We start from the raw sequence: 24981 nt of genomic DNA, 5'->3' as shown, positions 1-24981 counted from the left end.
GCTCACTCTCTTCAAGCGTCTTACCGTCCTGGGCCGGGTGACTCAGGGGCATTGGACGCACCATGGCGCTGTTCACGCCTCGGCACTCGAACGACTCCGAAGAGCCGATCTGCGCACCACTGTTCTTCTGTCAGTCCGTGCCCCTCGCGGCGCACGGCAGAACCTCTCAGCAGAGGTGTCGGGGAGTTCTTCTACCCGCGGCCTAGAACCCTGCTGCCTCACGAAGAGGCGCCGTCTATGCACTGCCCTGGTAGTGATCCGGCCGACGCGCACAGCGCACCCCCGGAATGTGGAACTCACCTATTCTGCCATGACTGATTTCGGTTCTGCAAACCCGGGCGTGTCGCGCCGGCATCCGAGGCCACGACCGTGGGGCGAGGCATCCCCATGCCTCGCCCCACGTGGGGATGCGTTCAGCGCGAGGGGGCGCGCCGAACGCGGGGTTCAGGGCGCGGGAGGAGCGCCCCGATCCCCGTCGGAGGCTCGGCGGATCGACTGCCGCTGCGGCAGCGCGCGACGCGCAGAAGGCGTCGCGGAAGCATCGATCCCCAAAGTCGTTCCCCAGTCGTGTGCACGGCCCAGCCGTGCGATTCGGAATCGCGAACCCCTTCGCGATCCCAGCCGCAAGATCCCCAGGCGGCTGCACTCAGCATAGGGGATGACGAAGGCCGGGTGCGAGCATTTCGCACCCGGCCTTCTCACCGCGTCGTCAGGCGTCCAGTGCCCGGCGTCGGCGGGCGATCAGCAGCACCAGCGCACCGCCTCCGAGGAGCAGCAGCACGAGGATGCCGAGGATGATCGGCATCGCGAGTCCGGTGGCCGGGAGGCCGGCGACGAACTCGTTCGTGATCTCGACGTCGACGTCGCCGTCCAGCGCGACATCGGCCGAGGTGCCGTCGCTCGTGGCCGCGGTCCCGTCGGCTGCGGTGACGACGATGGTCGTCTTCACCGCTCCCCCGGCATCCGTCTCGGAGATGCGGCAGTCCGCACCCACCGGGAGGTCCCGGAAAACCGTGGTGTAGCCGCCCTGAGCGCTCAGCACCCGCTCGGCGCCGCCGGGGACGGTCACGCCGTCCGCGCACTCGAGGCGGACCGTGAACGATCCGTGCGCGCCGTCGGCGTTCAGGTCTCCGACGCGCTCCTTGGTGACCGTGATCGATGCGACATCGAACGTGTTGGTCGCCGTGACGGTCGCGGTGCCGTCCGCCTCGAGGACGACGGTGCCGTCGCTCGGGTCGAGCACGGTGGATGTCGCGCCACCGGCATCCGTCTCCTCCACGACGCACTCGGTGTTCGTCGGGTACGGACCGAACGAGCGCGTCGCACCGCCGGCGAGCGCGAACGTCTCGTCCAGCAGCGTCTGTCCGTCGTAGGTGCAGACCGCGGTGAAGGTGAACTCGCCGGTGCCGTAGAGGTCCGCTCCAGCTCCGTCGACCACCTTGCCCACGGTGAGGACGCCGGAGTCGAACGAGTTCGTGAACTCGATCTCCGCCTCATCGACTCCGACCTGAACGGATGCCGTGCCGTCGCCGTTGTCTGTGACGCCGTCGCCTGTGATGACCATGCCATCAGCGGTGGCGCCGACCTCGGTGATGAGGCACTCCGAGCGTGCCGGGATGGTGTTCTCCGGGGCGGTGAAGGTGCCGTCCGCCTCGAGGGAGAACGTCAGCTCGGTGCCCGCGTCGCCGAAGGTCACCGGGATCCCGGTGGCGCTCGTGCACGACAGCGTGAAGTCGAACGGACCGTAGCCCGCCTCGGCCTCGGCATCCACCCGCTTCGTGATCGACAGGCCGGAGAAGGCGTAGTCGTTCACGAGTTCGGCCGTCTGCTCCGCCGGCACTTCGTCGTCCTCGGTCACGACGGCATCTGCCGTGACGATCGCGACCGGCGCAGGGCGGGTCGTCTCGCCGAACTCGCCGACGGCGCCCTGCTCGGTCACCTCGCACGTGGCACCCGTCGGGATGCCGTCGATGCGCTGGGTGAAGCCGTTCGCCTCGTTCAGCACGACGGATGCGTCGGCGCCGAGCGGGACGTTCGCGCCGCCGACCGTGCAGACCACGTCCGCGCGGAACTCGTCGGACGCGTAGTCCGCCGCGTCGCCGGTGACGGTCTTGACGACCTCGATGGACGTGAGGGCGAACGTGTTGGTCGCCGTGACCGTCGCACCCTCGTCCTCGCCCACCGTGACGACGCCGTCGGTCGGATCGAGCACCGACGTGGTCGCGCCGGCCGTCTCGGTCTCGGCGACGGTGCACTCGGTACCGGTCGGGTAAGTCCCGAATGTGCGCTGGGCGTTCGGCTCGAGCACGAACGTCTCGTCCAGCAGCGTCTGGTCCTGGTAGGTGCAGACGGCGGTGAACTCGAAGGGACCTGCGCCCCACAGTTCGGCTCCGGCGCCGTCGACGACCTTCTGGACCGTCAGGATGCCGGCGTCGAAGCCGTTCGTGAACTCGACGCTCGCCGGCTCCGTGCCCACCTGCACGGTCGCCGTGCCGTCGCCGTTGTCTGTGACGTTGTCGCCGACGATGACGATCTCGTCGGCGGCTGCGCTGTCGACCTCGGCGATGAGACAGGTCGAGTTCGCCGGGATGGTGTCCTCCGGAGCCGTGAACGTCTCACCGCCTTCGAGCGTGAACGCCACCTCGGTGGCGTCGCCGTCGAAGACGACCGGGATGCCGGTCGCGCTCGTGCAGGTCAGAGTGAAGCCGAACGGACCGAACTCGGCCTCCGCCTCGGTGTCGACGATCTTGCTGATCGACAGGCCGGAGTACGTGTAGTCGTTCGTCACGGTCGCGACCTGCGCGGCGGGGACCTCGGCATCCGGTGCGACGACCTCGGTCACGTCGATGACCGTCGGCGACCCGGTGCGTCCGGTCTCGCCGTACTCGCCGAGCTCGCCCTGCTCCGTCACGTCGCAGGACGCGCCGGTCGGAATGCCGTCGATGCGGTAGGCGAACCCGTTCGCCTCGTTCAGTTCGACCACCGCGTCGTCGCCGAGCGGGACGTCCTGTCCGCGGACGGTGCAGACGACGTCGACGAGGTACTCGTCGTCGGCGTAGGCGGCTGCCGGCCCCGTGATCTCCTTGACGATCTGGATCGACGTGAGATCGAACGTGTTCGTCGCGGTCACGGTGGCCGCGGCATCCGCGTCGTCGCTGATCACGACGACGCCGTCGACCGGGTCGAGCACCGTGCTGGTCGCACCGCCGGTGCTCGTCTCCGCGACGACGCACTCCGTTCCGGTCGGGTAGACGCCGAACGTGCGCTGCGCGCCCGGCTCGAGCACGAACGTCTCATCCAGCAGCGTCTGGCCCTGGTAGGTGCACACGGCCGTGAAGTCGAACGGACCGTCGCCGTAGAGTGCGCCGCCCTCGCCGTCGACGATCTTCTGCACGGTGAGGATGCCCGAGTCGAAGCCGTTCGTGAACTCGACCGTGGCGTCCGTGGTGCCGACCAGCACGGTCGCGCTGCCGTCCCCGTTGTCTGTCACGTTGTTCCCGACCACGACGATCTCGTCCGCGGCGGCGCTGTCGACCTCGGTGATGAGGCATGTCGAGTTCGCCGGAATCGTGTCCTCCGGTGCGGTAAACGTCTCACCGTCGCTGAGGGTGAACGGCAGCTCCGTGACGCCGCCTTCGAACTCCACCGGCTCCCCGAGCGGGTCCGTGCAGGACAGCGTGAAGTCGAACGGACCGAACGACGCGCCCTCGGCATCCGTCTCCACCGTCTTGGTGACCGACAGACCGCTGTACTGGAACGTGTTCGTGATCGAGGCGACCTGCGTCTCCGGGATCTCGCCATCGTCGGTCGCCGGAGTCGTGATCTCGACCTGCTGAGGTTCGGAGCGGTCGATCTCGCCGTAGCTGCCGGGGTCGCCGGTCTCCGTGACGTCGCAGACCGATCCGAGCGGCAGGCCGTCGATGCGCGACGTGTAGTCGGCGTCGGCGGTCAGCGTGACGCTCCCTCCGCCCGGCAGCGTCAGCGGGACGCCGTCGACGGTGCAGACGACGTCGAACTGGAAGGCGTCCGGGGCCAGGTCGGCAGCGCCGTCGATGACCTTCTCGAGCCCGAGATCGCCGTTGAGCAGTGTGACGCCGGCCTGCACCGGGGCGACCGAGTACTCGGCACCAGCGGCATCCGTGCCGACGGCACCGATCTGGTTCCAGGCGAAGCCGCCCTGATCGGGCACCTCGATCGGCGCCAGGTCGGGGAACTCGGCGGATGCCGGGGTGTTGCGCGTCTGGTAGTGCAGACCCAGCTCGTCGCCGGGGCCGAACACTCCGGATGCCGTCGCGGCGAAATCGATCGTGGCACGCATGCCGGTCACGGCCTCCCACGCGCCGGTGTAGTCGAGGATGGGCACCCAGTCCGCGGTGGTGTCGCACAGCAGGTCGCCGAACCAGGCCGACCCGGTTCCGGTTCCGTAGCAGGGGGCCGCCGACGTGGTGACGTCGAAGGTGTAGGTCGCCCCCGCGGGCAGAGCTTCCGGCGAGAGCGACTCCCGGATCAGGACGTTCGCGAACGTCGAGTTGCGTGCGGAGCCCGTGGCCAGCATCCGATCGCCAGGCTGCGGGAGCGGATCGACGATCGAGACCGTCGGGAAGCCGACCGTGCCGGCGTTGAGCACCGACACCTTCCAGTCATCGGTCGCACCGACGGCCGTGTAGGCGGCACACGGCATGCGCGTGTAGCCGTCCGCGTCGAGCGGGCATGCCTGGGCAGGGTTGGCCGGGTTCACCTGGCCGTCCACGAGGGCGCCGTCGATCTCGCCCTTGACCCACTTGCTGGCCGAAAGCGCGCCACCGGGTGCGGGCTGGACGTAGTTGGTCGTGCCACACTGGTTCGCGTCGAGCCCATCGATCGTGCCCTCGCCGTTGCCCGACGTGTTGGTGCAGGCCGACAGCTCCTCCGCCGTGGTCACCACGAACGAGTTCGTGGTGAACTCCTCGAGCCCGAGTCCGGGCAGCAGCGTGAGGTTGATCGTGATCGTGAACGACTCGCCGGGCGACATCTGCTGCCCGCCCTCCGGCCAGGTGAACGTGATGATCTTGCCCGTCTCGTCGGCGACCGCGGTGACATCCGTCGAGAGCGTTCCCCCGTCGCTGGTCACGTACGTGGGGTCGGAGAAGTCCCATTCCAGGTATTCGGGCAGCGTGTCGACCAGCTCGTCGATGGTCAGGAACCCGGTGCCGGTGTTCGTGAACGTCAGCGTCCAGGGCAGCGACGAGCCGATCCCCACGATGTGGCTCGTTCCCGGCTGGGCCTTGACCACGTCGATCGTGTGCGTGCCGGGCTCGACGTTCAGAGAGGCGTCGGCGGTGTCGTCCGCATCGGCGTAGCGCCCGTCGGTTCGTTCGCTGAGGACCGTGGCCTGGTTCGGGATCGTCGCCGGCGGTGCGAGCTCGGTGCCGTCGCGCTGGGTGGTGAGCACCTGCACGTCGAAGCGCAGCTGAGCCGTCCAGTCGGCGGGCGGATTGGCGTGCGAGAGCACTTCGCCTGTCGAGTTCGAGTACACGGCGCGAAGACCGACGACCGCGGTTGGGTCGACGGCGGGAAGGGTTGCGGTGGGACCGAACGCGCCCTCGGTCCAGTCAGCTCCGACAAGCGCGTCGATGCGCACCTGATCGGCACCTGCGGGAAGCGTGGCCGCGAGGTTCGGCGTGTCCGCCAGCCGGACTCCGTTCCAGAAGTCGGCGTCGTCGTCCGTGATGACGACCTGGTGCGTCGCAGCGGTGGACTCGCCGTCGGTGGCGTCGAGGGTGACGGCGACCGGGTCGCCGAGCTGCGGTTCGAGCAGCGTCTCCGGCGCGATCGTCTTCTCCAGGGTCGCGTCGAGCATCGCGACGAGCAGTTGCACCGACGCGTCGCTCTGGTCGAACGGCGTCGAAGCCTGCCCGCTCGGGGTGAGCACCGGATCGTACGACTGCGCGATCACGTCGTTGTCGACGGTTCCCGGTGCGACGAGCTGGTCGGCGTCACTGCGCTCGTACTGGCGCACGCGGGTCTGGATCGTGATGCCGAGATCGTCGCCGTTCGCGATGAGCCCGCCGTCGGTCTCGGGGTCGGTGCCCTGGAAAACGGCGCTCACACCGACGACGGTCGCGAGATCGCCCTCGGCGAGTGCCGCGGCATCCGTGATCGACATCGTCCTCGTGGAGAGCGTGCCGTCCTCGGCGCGATCCCAAAGGGTGGCCATCGAGGCCGTCGGGTCGACCGACGCGGGATAGGCGAACGCGAGCGAGAGGATGTTCAGCCGCTCGTACGGGTTCGAGTCGGCGTCGTAGGCGGCCCCGTCGAAGGGGTCGGCGTCCCACGCGTCCGGAGCGCTGACGCAGTCCTCGATGCTTCCGGCCTCGCACGTGATCGGGTCGGTGAGCCGCACGTACGACGCGCGCGCCGTGCTGCCATTCCCACCCACGATGTCGAAGGTCACGGTCGGGTAGTTCGCCGGGTCTACGTCGGCCGACTCGGGAATCGTGACCGTGGCCGGCTCCGCGGTCTTGGTGACGTTCACGAGCGGCGGCTGGTCGATCAACGCGATGTTGTCCTGATCGCTGTCGAAGCCCGGCCCTTCTGCGGTCACGTAGTCGCCGCGCACCGTGTTCCAGATCGTGCCGCTCTCGTCGTCGTTGAACAGCTGGTCCTGCGTCACCCAGGGCGCGTCGAGGCCGGCGTCGTCACGCACGACGTTGCGCAGCTCCCAGGTGAGGAAGCTGGGGCGGTACTGTCCGACGGCCGACGTCGCCAGACCCGAGCCGGGTTCGGGCCTGGTCGGGTCGGTGCTGGCGGCTCGGGCCGCGTCGTCGGAAACGTAGACGAGCGCGACGCCGGTGGTGCCCGCCGTCTGCTCCGCGGTCAGCGTGTACCCCTTGAAGCTGCCGTCGGCAGCGGTCCAGCTGCCGTCCGGAGCGGGGATCACGGTCCACGCGCCGTCGGTGAACAGACGCACCTCGGCGATGTCATCCCACGCGAGCAGCGGATCGTCCGCGAGGCTGACCGGGTCGATGCTCAGCAGGTCGAACGCCTGGAACACTGTGTCGGCGGGGCCGTCCGGGTTCTGGCCGTCCGGGGTCGCCGGGTCGCTGAGGATGAGCTGCTGCACACCGGGCGTGCCGACGCGCCACTCGTTGCGGGTGGAGACGACGGCGCCGGACTGGGCATCCAGCACGTTGACGTCGGTGGTCTTGTCGCCGCTGTCGACCCAGCGCTTGTCGACGCCGACCGGCCCTTCGCCGTCGGCCGGAACCTGCACGCCGATGGTGTCAGTGGCGGGGACGATGTCGCTGGAGATGCCATCAGGGATGCCGTCGACATCCGCGTGGCTCTGCGCGCGGGCCTCGTCCTCGTAGATCGTCGGCTCCTGAGCGGCGGCGTCATCCTCGGGCTCGTCGCGGGCGTCCGTCGGGCCGCTGCCGTCGCGCAGCTCGCTGCGGGCGTCGAAGACGACGTTGGGTTCGACGCTGAAGCCCTGGGGGAAGCCGTCGGGGTTGTCGAAGACGAAGCGGATGCCCGTGACGTCGGAGAGCGTGTCGGGCGGCGTGAGCGCGGCGGCCATCTCGGCGCTCGTCATCTGGAACGTCTGCGCCGTCGGCTGCGCGGGCACGACGGTCAGTGTCTTCTCGACACCGTCCGCGGTCCAGTAGACGACCGTCAGCGTGGTGTTGGCCGGCACCTGGGTGGGGGCGATGCCGGCGACGTCGAACGCGTTCCAGAAGTCGCCGCTGTCGCCTTCGCGCCAGGAGTCCTCGACGACGATCTGGGTCGGCGAGACCTGTGCCGTGCCGGATCCGGTCGTGGCGGTGAGCCCCGCGACGACGCTCGTGCCGGGCTCGACCGCGCCGCCGGGGCTGATGTTCTTCTGGAGCGCGATGCTGATCTCGGGGAAGTACACCGTGATCGGAGCTTCTGCCTCGTTCGTCGCTTCGCCGACCGCGTTCTCGGCGGTGACGTCGATCGTGTTGGTGCGGCTGGCTGTCGGCTCGGCCTCGCTGACCAAGGTCACGGCGGGCAGGATGGTGACGTCGAAGGTGGCTGCGGCGCCCGCTTCGATGTCACCGGTGAAGACGATGTCGAACCCGGTGATGACGCCGGCCGGCGCGACCGGCGCCTCGCCGTTCGCGAACGGCACCGGCGTCTGCGCCACTCCGTCCACATACCAGGTGATGGTGGCCGCGGTCGCGCCGGCCGGGTATGCGATGCCGGTGGGGAACCCGCCGAACACCATGTCGGCGTCGAAGAAGCCCTGCTCGGACACCGTCATGGTCTGCACTGGGCCGTTGGAGTCGTTGCGGACGACGAGCTGCGCGGTCGACTCTCCCCCGGCGGCCAGCTCGCCCGGGGTGATCGTCTTCTCGGCGCCGACATCGATGGTCAGCGCACCGATCGTGTAGGGCGCTTCCGCTGTGTCGCTGTCGGTCTGATCGCCCGCGTTCACGGTCGAGGTGATCTCGTTGGTGACGGCGGAACCGGTGTTCAGGCTCGAGTCGTCGTTGCGGTCGGTCGAGCGCTGTTCGACGGTGAAGGCAGTGGATGCCGCGGCATCCGCCTCGATCGTCCCGCCGGCATAGGTGAGCCGAATGCCGCCGACCTCTGCGGGTTCGACGCCGTCGGGCAGTGCGGGGGCCGCCGCCGGGGCACCGGACACCCAGCTCCAGGTGCCCGTCCCTTCGTCGTACACGTATGCGTCGACCTGGACGGTGGTGGCGTCCGGCGGGAGGGTCGTGGACGCGAAGCCGGCGAAGTCGACGATGCGGAAGGGGTTGTCGGCGCCGAGGGAGTTCGCGCCGTCGGCGGCGCTGGTCGGCTCCTGGATGACGAGGGAGTCCCCGCCGAGGTTCGACTGGTTCTGCGCACCGATGGTGATGGTCGACTCCACGCCCGGTTCGAACTGCTGCGACGCAGGCTCCCAGGACTTGGATGCCTCAACCGCGACCGTCGTCGGAACGGTGACGATGACGTCGGCGGAGTCCGTGATCGTGGTCGGCACCTCGCCCGGCCCGTTGTCCCACGTGGTGCTGGCGGTGTTGGTGACCTGATCGGTGTTGTACTCCCAGTCGGCGGGCAGATCCGCAGGGACTTGCAGCGCGAGGCTGAGCTTCAGTGTTCCGCCCGCGGCCAGCCCTTCGCCGGCGCCGTCGTCGATCGGCTGCTGGAAGTCCACTTCGTACGTGCACGAATCGCTGACTTCGACGGGGTTGCCTGCTCCGTCCTCGACGCATCCTTCGCTCGTGAGGGTCAGCGGAACCGTCGTCGGCGTGTAGGTCGCGCCCACGATCTCGAAGCCGGCGAGCTCGGCCGGCAGCGTGTCGGTCAGGACGACGTTCTGACAGTCCGCATCGAAGCAGGCGAGGTCGACGGTGTAGATGAACTCGTCGCCGGGTGCCAGCCCGTCCTGAAGATCGAGCCCGTCGACCTGCTTGTCGATCGTGACGGCCGATTCCGCCGCTTGTGCGGCGGTCGGCACGACGAGCCCCGCGAGGATGAAGGCGAAGGCCGCGGCGATTGCGACGAGGACTCGGAGGAATGGCGACCTGGTGTCCGCTGCGTTCGAGGGCATGCTGTGACTCTCCGTGCGTTCGTTGAGGGAGCACCGACGGAGCCCCCCTCCGCCTATGAACCTACTGAACGAAGACTGGGAGCGTAAAGGCCCCCTCGTCCGCAACGGGCGACCGCGCACCGGAACGACGAAGCGCCTCTGCAGCCGTCGGATCAGGCTGCAGAGGCGCTTCGGGAGTTCACTCGTTGCCGACGGCCTTGTCTGCTCCGTCGCGGATCTCGTCGATCTTGTCGGCGGCGCCGGGGGCGACCTTCTTCGCGAAGTCGGCGACTCCGTCGAGGACCTTGTCGCTGATGTCCTCAGCCTGCTCGCTCTTCACGGCCTCGGCGATCTTGTCCTTGTGCTCCTCGTAGAGGTCCTTGCCCTTGTTGACTGCCTCATCGATTCCCATTGCATCCCCTATCCGGTTCTCTGCCGGCCTGTTCCGGCCGACTCTCACATTCTGTCCGGCGGATGCCGCGAGGGGAAGAGTCGGGACGGATGCGGTGTCACCCCACGTCTCACGCGTGCCCACCCGTGCGGTTGGCGTCAGGCGGCGGGCGTGTTGCCAGCGGTGCCGGTGTATGGCATCGCTTCGCATCTGCGCTGACGCCTTCCCGACGATGGGCGCCGTGCTCGTGCGGGCGGGTGCGCTCCGGCGTCTGCGCATCCCGCACGTGCCATCGGCGTCAGGCGGTGAGGAGACCAGATGTTGTCGGCGCGCAGACGGTGAGGGTCAGGCGTTGTCGGCGCACAGACGGTGAGGAGGTCAGGCACTGTCGGCGCGCAGACGGCGAGGAGGTTAGGCGCTGTCGGCGCTCGGGCAGACTGATTCGCAAGTGCTGTCGGCGCTCGAAACGCCAGCGGCGCTCAAGTGCTTTCGATGCTGGAACGCTAAAGGTGCTCAGCGCCATCGACGCACAAGCTTTCAGGCGTCGCCGGTGTCAGGCGGCGAGGTTATAGCGGGCGGTGCCGCCGAGGCGTGGGGTGCGTTCGGGGTCGACGCTGGGTGGGGGGATGAACCAGACTTTCGCGGTCACACCGGTGCCTTCGATTCTGATTTCCCACCCGTTGTCGTGGACGCGGTGGTGGCAGTTGTCGCAGAGCAGGACCCCGCGGTCGAGGTCGGTTCGTCCTTGGTCGCGTTGCCACCAGTCGATGTGGTGGGCGCGGGTCATGGAGGGTGGGAGGGTGCATCCGGCGCAGCCGCCGTCGCGTTCGACGAGGGCGAGGCGTTGGGTGCGGGTGAAGAAGCGTTTCTCCCGGCCCCAGTCGAGGATCTCACTGTCGGTGCCGAGGACGTAGGGGATGACGCCCCCGGATGCGGCCATGCGTCGGGCGGCGCTGATGCTGATGGGCTGGTCGATGCCGTCGATGGTCGCGTATCCGGTTCCATCGGTCAGGTCGTTCACCCCGACCCGGACGATCACGGTCGCCCCGGCCAGGGCGGGGGAGTTGCTGTCGCAGCCGAGGGCGTGGGCGGCGATATCGGCGAGAGCGTCGGCCTGCAACTGTCCGATGCTGCGCCGGTCGGCGTCCGGAGCGTCCGGGTCGAGGGCGTTCGCCCGCGCGTTCAGCACCGCGGTGACATGCCCTTCGATCGCGGTTTTGATCGGCGCACCGGTGGCGACGTCGACATCGGCGTCGATGTGCAGGCGCCCCTCGCGTTCGAACATGACCAGTCTGTTCTGCGCGCGGGCTGCTTCCTCCCGGGGCAGGACTCCGTCGGGGTCGAGGTGCGCTTCGGTGTGGGTGAGGAGTTTACGGACCTCGTCCAACGACAACCCGGCCGCCTTGTCTGCCAGGGCGGCCTCTGCCTCGGCAAGCCGATCCATGTCGATCTTGAATCGGACCCGGTCGAGCAGGGCGATGATGAGCCCGGCCGCCGGGGCCCCGATCCGCCCACCGGCGAGGGCGGCTTGAACGGCCGGGTACTTCGCCGGCAGCCGCGCCCCGAGCAGGTCGCTGCGCGGTGCGGTCGCTTCCCCGACCCTCACCAACCGCGACGCCTCCCCGGAAGACCGTCCGGTGACGGTCGCGACGAACTGTCCCGCGGTGCGGAACCCCTGCTCTTTCGCCAGCGACTCCGCGCCGAGCTCGGGCCGGGACTCGTGCGCGATCCGCGCCGCGACCTCCGCCTCCAACCCATCCACCAGCCGGTGCAGCACCCCGAGTGCCGCGTTCGCGGCCACGAGTCCCGCCCGGTCCAGACCCGCCGCATCCGAAGCATCCGACCACACCGCATCGAGGCGGCTAACCGCCTCGTGCAGAGGATCCAGATGCGTCGTCGACATAACCCCAGACTACCCCGACAGCATCCAAAATGGAAGAGATGTTCGAAAGAAATATTCGAATATCTCTAGTCGACGTAGTTGCTCCCACCGGCCACAGACGCAGACCGCCTGGTATCAGCTTCAGGGCGGACTGTGCCGCGAGGGAATGCACGGTCCCCGGCAGACATGACCACGCTGATGACCACGGCGCTCGACGCCCACCGCCCGACCGCCCGCCGACGAACCCGCCACACGGCCGAGCCCCGCCAGCCCCGCCACTGCAGCCTCACCGCCCCGGCCAGACTCCGCGACAACCTCAGCGCACGGCCGGCCCCTCGCCCAATGGGCGGACCACAGCTTCACCGGCTGCACGATCCCGTGAACGCACATGACGGCGCTGATGACGCTGACACTCGATGCCCACCCTGCCTGCCGCCCGCCCGCCGCCGCATTCCTGCCACGCCAACCGCTCCCTGCCACGACATCCAAAGCCGATCCCCGCCACGGCATCGCAAGCCCGCCACGCCAGCCGGTCCCCGCGCCGCGACTCCCGAAGCCCGCCGACGGCCCCGAAGCCCGCCGACGACCCCCGAAGCCCGCGGACGACCCCCGAGAATCAGTGCGCCGTCGCGCCGGGCCGGAAGACCGCACGGACGGTGCGGAACAGGATGATGATGTCCTGCATGAGCGACCAGTTCTCGACGTAGTAGAGGTCGAGACGGATGGTCTCCTCCCACGACAGCGAGGAGCGCCCGGAGACCTGCCAGAGTCCGCTCATCCCTGGCTTGACGAGCAGGCGCCGGTGCGCGACGTCGTCGTACAGCGCCACTTCGGACGCGCGCTGCGGGCGAGGGCCGACAAGGCTCATCTCTCCGCGGAACACATTGATCAGCTGCGGCAGCTCGTCGATCGAATGCTTGCGCAGGAACCGACCGACCCGGGTGATGCGGGGGTCGTCCTCGACCTTGAACAGGGGCGAACCGCCCTTGCCCTGCAGGTCGAGCAGCGTGGCGAGCTGGTCGTCGGCGTTGGCCACCATCGACCGGAACTTGCGCATGCCGAACGTGTGCCCGCCGCGGCCGACGCGGTCCTGGTAGTAGAAGATCCGCCCCGGCCCGTCGACGCGGATCGCGATCGCGGTGATGAGGAAGACGGGCGAGAGCAGCGCGAGCATGAGCATCGAGCCGATGATGTCGAACGTGCGCTTGAGGAACCGCTTGGAGCCCTCCATCCGCGGGAAGTCGACGTGCACGAGCGGCAGGCCTGCGACCGGCGTCGTGTGCAGGCGGGGGCCGGCGATGTCGGTGAGGACCGGCGCCATGATGAGCTGGATGTCGCGGTCCGACACCGCATACCCGAGATGCCGCATCGTCAGCGGATCGAGATCGTCCGACCCGACGATGATCAGCGCATCGAAGCGGACGTCGTCCAGCAGCGTCTCGACGTTCGCGATGTCGCCGAGCACCTCGAAGCCGGCGACGACGTCCTCGGACGCGCCCTCGGTGATGACGCCGACGATCTCGTACCCGCTGCTCTTGGCCCGGCGGATCTCGCGCGCGACATGGGCCACCTTCGACGGCTCGCCGACCACCACGGCCCTGTGCAGGTACCGCCCGGCCTTCTGCCGTCGGCGCAGCCACTGACGCCACAGCCAGCGCGACAGCAGGAGCAGCACGAGCCCAAGTGGGAAGACCACCGCGACGAGTGCACGCGAGAAGTTCATCCCGAGGAAGAACGCGATCGCGACGGTCACCGCGAACACGACGACCGACGCGTTGACGATGCGGCGGTACTCATCCGCACCCTGACCGACGATGTGCCGGTCGCGGGAATCCGTCGCGTCGAGCGCGAGCAGCCAGAGCACCCCGATCACGACGAGCGCCGTGATGTACGAGATCCGCGGCCCGCTCGGCCAGGAGACGCCGGTGGACAGCGCGGGGAGCACGATGGTCGCCGAGACCACCAGCGCGATCAGGATGACGACGACGTCGCTGTAGAACAGCCGGCTCGCATAGCGTCGCGTCCATGCACCCGGGCGAGCCTTCTGGACCGGAATCCGCGCAGGCCTCATCGGCTCCTCCGAGGAGTCGGAGCTGCCGCGCTCAAGCTGAACGACGACGACCATCACCCCCTGTACGGACACCAGAACCGCAGTCATTCTAGCGGTCTTGGAATTTCCGGGGAGGGGACGCCCCGTTCTCAGCCGGCGCAGCCGTCCTTGACGACCGGCTTCTCGCTGTTGACCATCGGGTTGGTCAGCACCTGGAGCGGGCCGTAATCGCCGCTGGGGCCGACGAACGTGGCGGTCACGTCGACCGAGTCGCTCGGGTCGAACCACGCCTCGAACGCGACGACCGGACGGCCGAGATCGTCGACGTCGCGGTGCATCACCGAGACCTCGTCGCCGTTGAACGTGGCATCCGCAAGCGTCGTCCCCGGAGGGCCGTAGACGTAGATCCAGTCACGGAAACGCGCACCGAACGTCATGCTCTGCACGTAGCGCGGCAGCGCCTCGGCCTGGCGCTGCGTCAGGGGAAGGGTCAGCGCCCCGGTCACCGTGTACGTCGCCGTGTCCCCTTCGCAGACGGCCGTCGCCGACGTCGCGGTCTCGGTGAAGTAGTCGATCTTCGACCCGTTGCTGTTGTTGAAGTAGATGCCGACCGAGGTCGTGTTCTTGTTGTTCTCGGGCAGGATGCCGCTCATCCGGGTGCCCTTGATCGCCTCGGCGATCTGCTCGTCATCGCCCCAGACGAGGACACTGCCCTGCTTCGCGCTCTCGGTGATCGCCCACATCATGTCCTTGATGTTGAAGTCTCCCTTGGCGATCGCGTCGAAGACGGCGGCGGCAGTGTCGGCGAAGAATCCGTCGACCAGCTCGGGCTCCTTGTACGAGTCCCAGCGTCCGTAGACCTCGCTCAGCAGCAGCGAGACCGCGTTCTCCTCGGAGAGCACCTCGCCCGATGCGAGCTCGATGGGTCCGGTCGCGACGAGGATGCGCGACAGCGCGATCGGGTCGATCGAGATGACGCCAGCGACCTCATCCGGCGCGATGTCCCGCTGCCACCAGGCGCGCAGGATCTGCGCCGCCGTGGGGAAATCAGGGCGGCTCGTCGACGTGTTGATGTGGTCGACGAGGTAGCTCGTGTACAACTGGATCGCGCTGTCCGGGACGGCGACGTCCACGGCGGTGCCGTTCTGGTAGCTCCCGCTGTCGCCCTGCGCGCCCATCGAGATCACGCCCTTGTCGACCTTCACCAGCGTCTGCGCCGCGGCGCTGCCGCCGAGCGCGAGCGACTCGGCGTTGTTCTGGAAGACGAGCAGGTAGTTGCGTTCGCCGTCGCCTCCGAGCAGTTCGGGCAGGATGCCGATCATCGGTGCCGCCGCCGACATCACCTCGTCGACCTGATCGACGCCGTCGCGCACGACGGAGATGAGGAACGGCGACTTCGAGACGGACTCGAGCCCGTCCGCGAGCTGGGTGATGCGCTCGCCCTCCTCCTCGGATGCATCGAGCAGACGCACCGTGACGGGGATGCTGTCATCACCGTCATCCATCACGGGCATCGCGACCCCGTTGACGAGCGCGTCCAGGGACTGCGCCGCAAGGCGCACGCCCCGCAGGTTGTCGCCCGCCACCGGGACCCACTCCATCAGCCACCAGACCGGATCGGATGCCGCGGACGCCGCACTCGCGGCGCTCTCGGACAGCGCGGGGAGCGCCTCATCGAGGCTCCCGCCGGCCTGGATCTCCCTGACGAGCTCCTGGCTCTTGACGAGTCCGTCCTTGACGGCGATGGCACGCAGACCCACCCAGCACACGGCGAGGAGGAGGGCGATGATCACGAGCGTGAGGATCAACCAGACGCGTCGCCGCCGACGGGACTTGTCCGACGTCTGCTCGTCGACGCTCTGCGCGCGCCTGCTCTCAGCGCTCATGGAGGGCTTGCCTTTCGTACGGGATGCAACCGGTGCAGTCTACCTGCGACGATTCTGGAGGATGCCGAGAGCGGTCAGTCCGCTTCCGCTTCCGCTTCCTCCGCCTCGAGCGCTGCGATGAACACCGGGGATGCGCCGAGGGCCACCGTGACCTGACCGTCCACCGGCTGGACGAGCTCGGTGTGCCCGGACAGGTCGGTCACCGACAGCGCGACGTCGGATGCGAAGGCGCGCTGCACGTCGGCATCCTTCGCCCATGCGACCCGGAGCTCGTCGTCACCCGTGCCGAAAACCTGCACGGAGCTCGTGTCGTCGGATTCGTCGGCCAGAAAGCCCCGGTCGCGGATCTGCGTGATCATGAGCGCCTGCGCGAAGGCTCCCGGCTTGGGTGCCAGCGCGACGACGTCCGCCCGCGGTCCGTTCTCGTAGAGACCGAAGTTCGCCTCGCCGGCGGCGAGATCGGGGGTGTCGTTGACGAGGTCGTACCAGAAGTACTTCTCGACGCCGTTCGCGAAGGCGAGCGCCTCGTTGCGGACCATCATCTGACCCTGCTCGGCAGCGGTGACGCCGTCGTAGTGCGTGGGGAAGCCCATCTCGGTGACCCACACCGGACGCGTCTCGCCGGCGACCTCCTGCATGTCCGCGATCGACTGCTGCACGGTTCCGGCGATGAGGTCGGCGTCCCGGTCGATCCAGGACTCGTACGGGTGGTAGCTCGCGACGTCCGTCACCGGCATCCCTCCGGCCTGCCAGAACCCGACGAACCAGTCGCGGTCGTACAGCGCAGTGGAGCCCGTGACGAGCGGAAGGTCGGGATGCGCCGGCTTGACGTGATCCCAGGCCGACTGCGCGATCGGCACGTAGCAGGACGGTGCCTGGCCGCACGGGACGTCGGTCTCGCGGTGGTTGAACTCGTTCAGCACCTCGAGGCCGACCATGTCGAACCGGTCGGCGACGGCCTTCGCATACGCGCCATACGCCTGGATCGACTCCTCGCCCGACGGCGCCCGACGGGTGCCGTAGAGCCGGTTGCCGTACGCGACGATGCCGAGCAGCTTGACGTCGTTGGCATGCATGCGCGAGAACTCGCGCACGTAGTTCTCATCCCAGGTGTACTGGCCCTTGGTCTTCTCGTTGCGTTCCCACGAGATGTCGTTGCGCACCTCGGCGAAGCCGAGCGCCGAGGCCATGGTCCCCGTGCCGACGAAGGTCTCCTTCTCGACGTGGGCGGCGACGCCGAAGCGCGAGTCGTGCGGGACGTAGAAGGTTCCGGTGTCGATCACCGCGACGTTCGTCTCGATGTGCCGACCGGATGCGTCGTCGACCGCGATCGCGTAGTGCCCCTGCGGCACGCCGGTCAGCGGCAGCGCGGTCAGGGGCCCCTCGGCCGTCGCCTGGCCGGTGATCGGGTCGCCGCCGGAGGTGGACGTCGCGCTCCAGGTCACGGCTCCCGCTGGGGCCGCGACGGCGATGACCGCGCTCTTGTCGGTGAGGATGAGCGAGTCGTTGACGATGCCGCCCGGGGCCTGCACGGATTCGAACGAGCCGTTCGCGACGAACTCTTCTCCGCTCGCACCCGTGATCGAGACGTCGTCGACGCCGAACCCGCGCACCGCTCCGGAGAGCACGATGTCGACCGTCGAGGCGGCGGCCTGGTCGGCCGGAGTCGTGAACGGGAACTCGATCGTCTCCCACTCGGCATCCAGCTCGTCGAGCGTGAACGTCTGGCCTGCGACATTCAGGCGGATGCCGGTGTCGGCCTTCTTCTCGGCCAGCAGGCGCGCGGAGAGACGGAGGGTGTACTCGGTCTCGGGCACGAGGGCGACCGGCGCGGAGGCGGCGATGATGTCGGGGTCGTCGGCCGGAGCATCCACCCGCAGCGACACGGCACCGGTGGCGGCGTCGCCGACCTCCGGGAGCACGGCGCCGACGACCGTGCGGTCGGCGAGCGTCCACCCGTCGATCGATGCACGCGCGACGTTCGTCACCGGCACCTCGGCCAGCGGCTCGGGCGGCGGCGTGGTCGCCGTGGGCTTCGGTGTGGGTTCGGACTCCGCAGTGGGCTGCGGCTCCGGCTGCTGCGACAGGATCACCGCAGCGGTCGCGACGCCTCCTCCGGCCAGGAGCACGGCCGCCGCGCTCGCGATGATGATCGTGGTCTTCTTCGTCAAGCGCAGAGCCATCGTGTCCTTTCCCCCCGGGTGGTCGCTTCAAACCTACCGGCATCAACCTGACAGACCCCGGAGTCGGTCGTGCGAGCATTCCTCCCTAGACTCGGTGCATGCTTCTTCGTGCAAGGCCCGTGCCGTGAGCGGCGTGCTGGTGCACGAATGGCTCGCCCCGAGGGGCGGGTCCGAGAACGTCTTCGAGTCGCTGACGCGGATCTTCCCGGATGCCGCGCGCTACTGCCTCTGGAACGACAGCGACGGCCGGTTCACGGTGGACGGCGAGACCTGGCTCGCCCGCACGCCGCTGCGCGGCCACAAGGCCGCGGCGCTCCCCCTGATGCCCTTCGCCTGGCGGGGCCTGCCGGACGTGGATGCCGAGTGGATCCTCGCCAGCTCGCACCTGTTCGCGCACCACGCGCGCTTCGGCGGCACCGCACGTCACGCGCCCAAGCTCGTCTACGCGCACACCCCGGCGCGTTACATCTGGAACCCGGAACTGGACGGCCGAGGGAGTTCGCTTCCCGCCCGCGCCATCGCCGCGCCCCTGAAGCGGCTCGATCGGCGGCGAGCGCAGGAGCCGGCAGCGATCGCCGCGAACAGCGTGTTCGTGCAGGAGCGGATCGCGCAGGCCTGGCATCGCGAGAGCACGGTCATCCACCCGCCGGTCGATGTGACCGGGTTCCTGCGTCCCGCGCAGCTCGACGAGCACGACGCGGAGACGCTCGACGCCCTGCCGGAGACGTTCCTGCTCGGGTTCTCGCGGTTCATCCCCTATAAGAGGCTGGATCTCGTCATCGAGGCGGGCGTCGCGGCCGACGTGCCGGTGGTGCTGGCCGGAGCCGGCCCGGACGAAGCCCGTCTGCGCTCCTTCGCCGCGGAGCGCGCGCCCGGCCGGGTCGTCTTCGTCGACTCCCCCGGCACGGAGCTGTACCGGGCGCTGCTGCAGCGCTGCCTCGCACTCGTGTTCCCGGCCATCGAGGACTTCGGCATCGTCCCCGTCGAGGCGATGGCCGCCGGACGCCCCGTCATCGCCAACGCGATCGGCGGCACTGCCGAGACGATCGTGCACGGACGTACCGGCGCGCTCGTCGAGCACTGGTCGCACGATGAGCTGCGCAGGGCGGTCACGACGGCATCCGGGGTCTCGTCCGAGGACTGCCGGACGCAGGGGATGCTGTTCTCGGAAGAGGTCTTCGCCGACCGCATCCGCGCGTGGGTGCACGATTCGGTCGACGGAGCAGGCGCATGACGCGCGTGCTGGTGGACGACCGGTACCGCGGCACGCACGGCATCGGCCGGTACGCGGCCGAGGTGCTCCCCCGGCTGACGGTTCCGTGGCAGGACCTGGGGCTCGACGGCACGCCGTTCCGTCCGACCGACGCGTTCCGATCGGTTCCGTCGGCCGCCGCCCCGGATGCCGTGGTCTACTCCCCCGGTTACGGCGCGCTCGTGCGGGCCCGGCGGCAGCTGCTCACGCTGCACGATCTGATCCAGCTGCAGGCGCCCGGGCTCTCGAGGTGGAAGTTCGCCGCCTACTACGCCGGACCGGTGCGACGGGTCGTGCGCAGGGCCGGGGTCGTGCTCACCGTGTCGGAGACGTCCGCGCGGGCGCTGCGGGAATGGGTCGAGGACGACGCGGTGGAGATCGTCAACGCGGGCAATGGATGCTCCGACGCGTTCTTCCCCGGGGATGCCGCGGATGCCGCCGATCCGTACCTGCTGTTCGTCGGCAACGGGCGCGCGCACAAGAACCTCGACACGGTGCTCGACGCGCTCGGCTCGGCGCGCGACGTGCGCCTGGTGGCCGTCGTGCCCGCGGGCGAGATCACCGAGTTGAGCGCGCGGGCGACGCAGCGCGGCGTCGGCGCCAGGGTGCGCTGGGTGAGCGGCGTCGACGACGAGCAGCTCGCCGGGCTCTATCGCGGCGCCGCCGCGACGGTGATGCCGTCGATGTTGGAGGGATTCGGGCTACCAGCGCTGGAGTCGATCCGCTGCGGTGTGCCGGTGCTGTACTGGGCCGGGTGCGAAGCGGTCGCCGAGATCGTGGGCGAGCGCGGGTGGGCGGTCTCGTCGCCCGACGACGCGCATGAGTGGGCCGATGCGTTGACCGGCGCGGTGTCCTCGGCGCGGCGGGTCGATCCGCCTGAGGGGTACGACTGGGGCCGCACGGCACGGATCGTCTCGGAGACGATCAGCCGGATGTTGGGCTGACCGCTACGCGGAACGGTCTCGCACCGCCCGCAGGAACTCCTCGAGCGCGTCCGTCTTGCGCTCCCACGACGCGTCGGCCGCGGCCCGCTCCCCCGCCACGTTCGGAGACGGATGCCGCAGCGCACGCTCGAGCGCGGCATCCGCATCCTCGTCACCGGTGTAGACCTCGATGCCGAGATCCGATCGCCCCCGGATCCCCGGCGTCTCGCGAGCCACGACCGCGAGACCGGCCGCGAAGTACTCGTACAGCTTCATCGGGCTGCGTCCCGCGTTGAGCGGGTTGTCGGAGAGCGGCAGCAGACCCACGCGCGCGGTGTGCAGCAGCGCCGGGACGTCGGCGTACGGCACAGCGCCGACCAGCGAGACGTTCGCCGGCAGCGGCTGCGGTGATCGACCGGGCCCGGCGATCACGAACTCGACGTCGCCGAAAGCACGCGCCCAGCCGTCGACACGCGCCCAATCGAACCGATCGTCGAGCGCGCCGACGTAGACGCAGCGGGCAGCACGCGCAGCATCTGCACCGGCCGGCGCCGCGAAGCGCGCGACGTCCGCGCCGTTGCTCAGCACGAGCGTCGGCACGCGCAGTGGCCCGAGTCCCCGCAGCACCTCGTCGGAGGTCGCGATGACGCCGTCGACGGCATCCAGAATCTGCTGCTGCAGCCGGTGCTTGACCCCGGACGGGTACAGGTCGGTCGGCCGGTAGATCACGGCATCCGAAAGCGAGCGCACAGAGGAGTCCCACAGCAGGGGCTGGTCGATCAGCACCGCATCGAACCGGGTATCGATTCCGGCGCGTTTCAGCATCCGCGCGACGGTGGGGGCGCCGACCGGCACCGGCAGGGCCGTGCGGGGCACGATGTTCAGGACGCCGTCCGCGTCGCGCCGCGGGCGGCTCGGCACGACTGCGAGATCCGCCCGGCTGACACGTCCGGTCACGCGATGCGCCAGCGAGATCGGCGTGCTCAGGTGCACGACATCCGCTCCTCGCCCGGCGAGCACGCGCGCGTAGTGGTGGCTGCCGACCCGGAACGGACCGAACGGATGGCTGTGCGAGAGGAACAGCAGTCGCGTCATGCGCGCACCCTGCGGATGCCGGCACGGATCATCTGCCGGATGCCGGCGAGGGATGCCTCCGCACCGCGTACGCGTTCGACGACCTCGGCGGCGCGCTCCGGCGTCGGGCGCAGAGCCTCCCGAAGGTGCTCCGGATCGCTCGTGGATGCGTCGACCGAGACGCGGTCCAGCCCGATGGCCGCGAACGCCTCCCGGATCTTCGCCGTCGGCTGCGGCACCAGCTCGAGGGCAACGGCTCCGCTGAGGGCGGCGAGCACGAGGACGTGCATCCGGTCGCTGATGACGAGCTGCGCGGCGTCGTAGCGTTCGCGCAGGCGCTCCTCCTGGACGAGCGGATCGGTGTCGCCCCACTCCTCGAACACGCCGCCGAGGAGCTCGGCGAGTTCGCGGGCCCGGTCTTCGTCCTCCCGCACCTGCACGATGGTGCGGATGCCGAGGCCTGCACGCTCCGCGCTGTCGCGCACGGCGCGGATCCAGCGCTCGTCGGGCAGAGGCCGCGCCCCGCGCAGGCTCACGATCAGGTCGGTACGTTCGTTCCAGTCGAGCCCTGGGCGGATGCCGGCGGAGAAGCCGATGTCGGGGGCGAGGCGTCCCGTCCTGGCGGTGGCCAGCGTGGCCGCGTCGCGCCACAGCGTCACCTGCGACAGGCGGGTCGCCAGGCGATGGATGCCGAGCGACGGCTGCGACGGCGCCCGGATGCCGCGGGGCGGGCGGACGACGACGCCGCCCTTGAGGCGGACGATGAGCGTCTCGGCGAGGAACACGAGCTCCCTGACGCCGTTGCCGCGGTCGAGCGGGATCTCCCCCGCTTCGAACACGAGCACCGGATGCCGCGGTGCGGTGACGAGCAGCCAGAGCCATCGCGGTACGGACTTCTTGGACCTCAGCACCACGGCATCGTCGGGGATGCTGAGCTGGGTCAGCCAGACGTCGGGGGCGTCGCCCGTGTAGGCGACGAGCTCATCGCTCGTCCCGGCCGCCCACTCGAGGGTCTCGCGGCGGATGAGGGCGTCGCCGATGTTGCCCGCGGGGCCGGTCAGAGAGACGAAGGTTGTGCTCGGGCGCGGCGGTGTGGATGGTCGTGAATCCCGGCGGCGCATGAAGCAAATCTAGTCGGTCGCCCCGCGCCGACCGTTGTCGGACGGCGCGCATCCCGCCTTGAGCGATCAGCTGGTCGCCGCGGCGGTGGGGTCGGTGGCGGGCGGACTCGGCTCGGTGACCGGCGGTGTCGTCGGGTCTGTGACCGGCGGGGTCGTCTCCGGCGGGGTCGTCGGCGTCGGCTCGGTTGGAGTCGTCGGCTCGGGCTCGACCGGAGTCGACGGCTCGGGCTCGGGTGCGGGGTCCGGCTCGACCGGGTCCTCGCGCGGGCGCTCGTTGGACGAGTTGTCCTCGTCGGGCTCCTCGGTCTCGACCGGCAGCACGCGCGTGACCATATAGGGGAAGCTGACCCGTACGCCGTCTTCGTTCTCGGCGGTCACCGTGTAGACGACAGCTTCCTGCGTGCAGTCGAAGGGAACCGCCCGATCAGTGAGCTTCGCCGGCAAAGCTGCGGCCAGCGGGAACTCGAGCGCGTCGACCTGCGCGTTGCCCGACCCGATGGCGACGCTCTTCGCGTTCTCGATGTCCCAGCTCAGCAGCACCTGGGCTTCGCCCTCGTCCGTCTCGCAGGCGACTGTGGTGGCGTTGGCACTGAAGCTCGTGATCACCGGATCCGCGCTGGCGCCCGCCGTCTCTTCGGGCGTGGGCCGCGGAGACGGCGTGGTGTCTGCCGGCGCGCCGGCGCTCGCGAGCGTTCCGATGATCGCGCCGGCGGCAACAGCCAGGAGAATCGCGACGCCGGTGAGCGCCATGAGCAGGTAGCTGCGCTTGCGCTGGCGCTGCTCCATTCGGCGATGGCGCTCGCGGCGGGCGAGGGCACGGGGTGTCTCGGTGGTTTCGGACGCGATGGCCGTTGCCGGCAGGACACTTGCCGCGGGAGCGATCGGCGTCTGCTCGCCCGCCTCCGCGCGCGTTTCAAAGCCCACAGCGATGGGGGCGTTCTTCGACTGGGGCCTCGCAGCCGAAGCAGCGCCGACCGCTCCGGCCCCCGGCTTCTTAGTCCAGGCGAGGTACTCCTTGATGACATCGCCACTGGGGCCGTCAGCGATCAGCTCACCTTTGTGCACCCAGAGCACACGCTCGCAGGTCTCCTTGAGTGAACCTGCCGAGTGGCTGACGATCATCACGAGACCCGCGCTCGCACGCAGCTCGTTGATGCGCTTCTCGCTCTTCGTGCGGAAGCGACGGTCGCCCACCGCGAGCGCCTCGTCGACGAGCAGGATCGAGTGGGCTTTCGCCGACGCGATGGCGAACCGCAATCGCGCGGCCATGCCGGACGAGTAGGTGCGCATGGGGTGATAGATGAAATCGTTGAGCTCGGCGAACTCGGCGATCTCATCGACCTGTGCCGCCGCTTCCTCCGGGCTGAACCCCATTGCCAAGAGGCCGAGTCGGATATTGTTCTCGCCGGAGAGCTCGGGCACCAGTGCCGCGTTCACCCCGAGGAGCACCGGGCGATCACGCGCGAGGATGTGACCCTCGGAGGGGGGAATGAGCCCCGTCATGGCTTTGAAGAGTGTCGACTTGCCGGATCCGTTATGCCCGACGACACCGATCGACTCGCCTTCCCTCGCCGTGAAGGACACGCCACGCAACGCCGGGATGGTCTTCAGATCACGCCCGCCCCGAATAGCACGCAGGCTGAACGACGACTCGTTCGTGTTCACCCGTTTACCCGACGCGTACACGCGATAGTTCACGTGCACGTTGTCGGCGACGATCATCGGCCTCCCACCGTCATCGATGGGCACCCGCGTCTCGCTGGGGAGAAGGAGTTCACTCACTGAGGCCGTACCTCGCCTCAGCACGCCAGAAGAAGATCGTGCCGCCGACGATCATGACCAGCGCCCAGATCGGTGCCGCGATCCAGGCGAGCAACGGGGCCGAGTACCCATCCAGCAGCACGTCTCGAGCGAGAGAGATGAACTCGTACGTCGGGACCAGGTGCGCGATCGTGAGGAGAGTCGGGTAGTCGGCGAGCGCACCGTCGATGTTGAAGAAGATCCCACTGGCGTAGAACAGCACACGATTCATGATCGGGATCAGTTGCTGGATGTCCCGTGTGCGCACGGAAATCCGGGCGACGACGAGAGCGAGGCCGAGATTGAACACCCCCATGACCACGAAGATCGGGAAGATGAGCAACCAAGACCAGGTGATCGGTTCACCGAAGATGAGTAGGAGGATGCCCAGCAACAGCACGACGGGGATCATCCGCATCGCCTGCTCGACGACGATCGAGATCGGGAGCAGGATACGCGGGAATCCGAAGCTCTGCACGAGCTTGGCATTGTTCGTGATCGATTTCGATCCGGCCCCGAAACATCCGGTGAAGAACTCGAAGACGAACACGCCGACGATGACGTATTGCACGAAGTTCGCCGGCCGAGCGGCTCCGGAGAGGATGAAATGGAAGATCGTTCCGTAGATGATCGCCAACGACAGCGGCTTCAGAACGATCCAGAGCACACCGAGTCGATTCGGCAAGAGGCCAGCGATCATGCGGCTACCGGCCAGCCGTAGTGCGAATGCGCGCATGCGCCAGGTCTCGGCTAAGTAGGCGCCAAGCGGGGGTCGCGTCCCGAGCTCTGTCAGGCCCGCGGTCGCGGGCGACACAGCCATCGCTCCCATTCGGAATCCTCTATCTCTCTGCCCTGACGCACGATACGCCCGCACCGGGCGGGCA

Annotated in this window: 12 protein-coding genes; 2 read left to right on the top strand and 10 right to left on the bottom strand. The window is 69.0% G+C overall.

Going from position 1 to position 24981, the window contains the following annotated elements:
- Positions 1–709 precede the first annotated feature (709 nt).
- The 6 genes from M2317_RS06860 to M2317_RS06835 form a co-directional block, all read right to left on the bottom strand.
- Positions 710–9556, bottom strand: a complete 8847-nt coding sequence (locus tag M2317_RS06860) for a DUF5979 domain-containing protein (RefSeq protein ID WP_429458588.1) — start codon at positions 9554–9556, stop codon at positions 710–712.
- 178 nt (positions 9557–9734) lie between these two features.
- The gene (locus M2317_RS06855; protein WP_429458587.1) at positions 9735–9947 is read right to left on the bottom strand and encodes a hypothetical protein; all 213 of its coding nucleotides are present in this window, start codon (positions 9945–9947) and stop codon (positions 9735–9737) included.
- Positions 9948–10479: 532 nt separating this feature from the next.
- Positions 10480–11727 carry a DUF222 domain-containing protein gene (locus tag M2317_RS06850; RefSeq protein ID WP_429458586.1) on the bottom strand — a complete coding sequence of 416 codons (1248 nt, stop codon included), beginning with the start codon at positions 11725–11727 and terminating at the stop codon, positions 10480–10482.
- 697 nt (positions 11728–12424) lie between these two features.
- Positions 12425–13951, bottom strand: coding sequence for a sugar transferase (locus tag M2317_RS06845; RefSeq protein ID WP_429458584.1), 1527 nt, complete (start codon positions 13949–13951; stop codon positions 12425–12427).
- Positions 13952–14007: 56 nt separating this feature from the next.
- Entirely contained in the window at positions 14008–15744 is a 1737-nt protein-coding gene (locus M2317_RS06840) for a DUF4012 domain-containing protein (RefSeq protein ID WP_429458583.1), read from the bottom strand.
- Positions 15745–15818: 74 nt separating this feature from the next.
- Positions 15819–17927, bottom strand: coding sequence for a hypothetical protein (locus M2317_RS06835; RefSeq protein ID WP_429458581.1), 2109 nt, complete (start codon positions 17925–17927; stop codon positions 15819–15821).
- A gap of 124 nt (positions 17928–18051) precedes the next feature.
- Between M2317_RS06835 and M2317_RS06830 the strand changes: the two genes are divergently transcribed.
- Entirely contained in the window at positions 18052–19161 is a 1110-nt protein-coding gene (locus tag M2317_RS06830) for a glycosyltransferase (protein WP_429458579.1), read from the top strand.
- Positions 19158–20123 (top strand): glycosyltransferase family 4 protein, encoded by a 966-nt coding sequence (locus tag M2317_RS06825; RefSeq protein WP_429458577.1) that lies wholly within the window; start codon positions 19158–19160, stop codon positions 20121–20123. The genes M2317_RS06830 and M2317_RS06825 overlap by 4 nt, the downstream gene beginning before the upstream one ends.
- Positions 20124–20126: 3 nt before the next feature.
- Here the strand turns inward: M2317_RS06825 and M2317_RS06820 are convergent, their stop codons facing one another.
- The 4 genes from M2317_RS06820 to M2317_RS06805 form a co-directional block, all read right to left on the bottom strand.
- Positions 20127–21197 (bottom strand): glycosyltransferase, encoded by a 1071-nt coding sequence (locus tag M2317_RS06820; RefSeq protein ID WP_429458575.1) that lies wholly within the window; start codon positions 21195–21197, stop codon positions 20127–20129.
- The gene (locus M2317_RS06815) at positions 21194–22297 is read right to left on the bottom strand and encodes a hypothetical protein (protein WP_429458574.1); all 1104 of its coding nucleotides are present in this window, start codon (positions 22295–22297) and stop codon (positions 21194–21196) included. Before M2317_RS06815 ends, M2317_RS06820 begins: the two co-directional genes overlap by 4 nt.
- 66 nt (positions 22298–22363) lie before the next feature.
- Positions 22364–24046, bottom strand: a complete 1683-nt coding sequence (locus M2317_RS06810) for an ABC transporter ATP-binding protein (RefSeq protein WP_429458572.1) — start codon at positions 24044–24046, stop codon at positions 22364–22366.
- Between the two features lie 25 nt (positions 24047–24071).
- Complete coding sequence (locus M2317_RS06805) at positions 24072–24797, bottom strand: ABC transporter permease (RefSeq protein ID WP_429458570.1); 726 nt, start codon at positions 24795–24797, stop codon at positions 24072–24074.
- Positions 24798–24981 lie beyond the last annotated feature (184 nt).

The sequence above is a fragment of the Microbacterium sp. ZKA21 genome, assembly GCF_050434165.1.
In the GTDB taxonomy this organism is placed as follows: Bacteria; Actinomycetota; Actinomycetes; order Actinomycetales; family Microbacteriaceae; genus Microbacterium.
The sequence above is the reverse complement of the archived record's forward strand: the minus strand, read 5'-3'. Positions and strand labels throughout refer to the sequence as shown.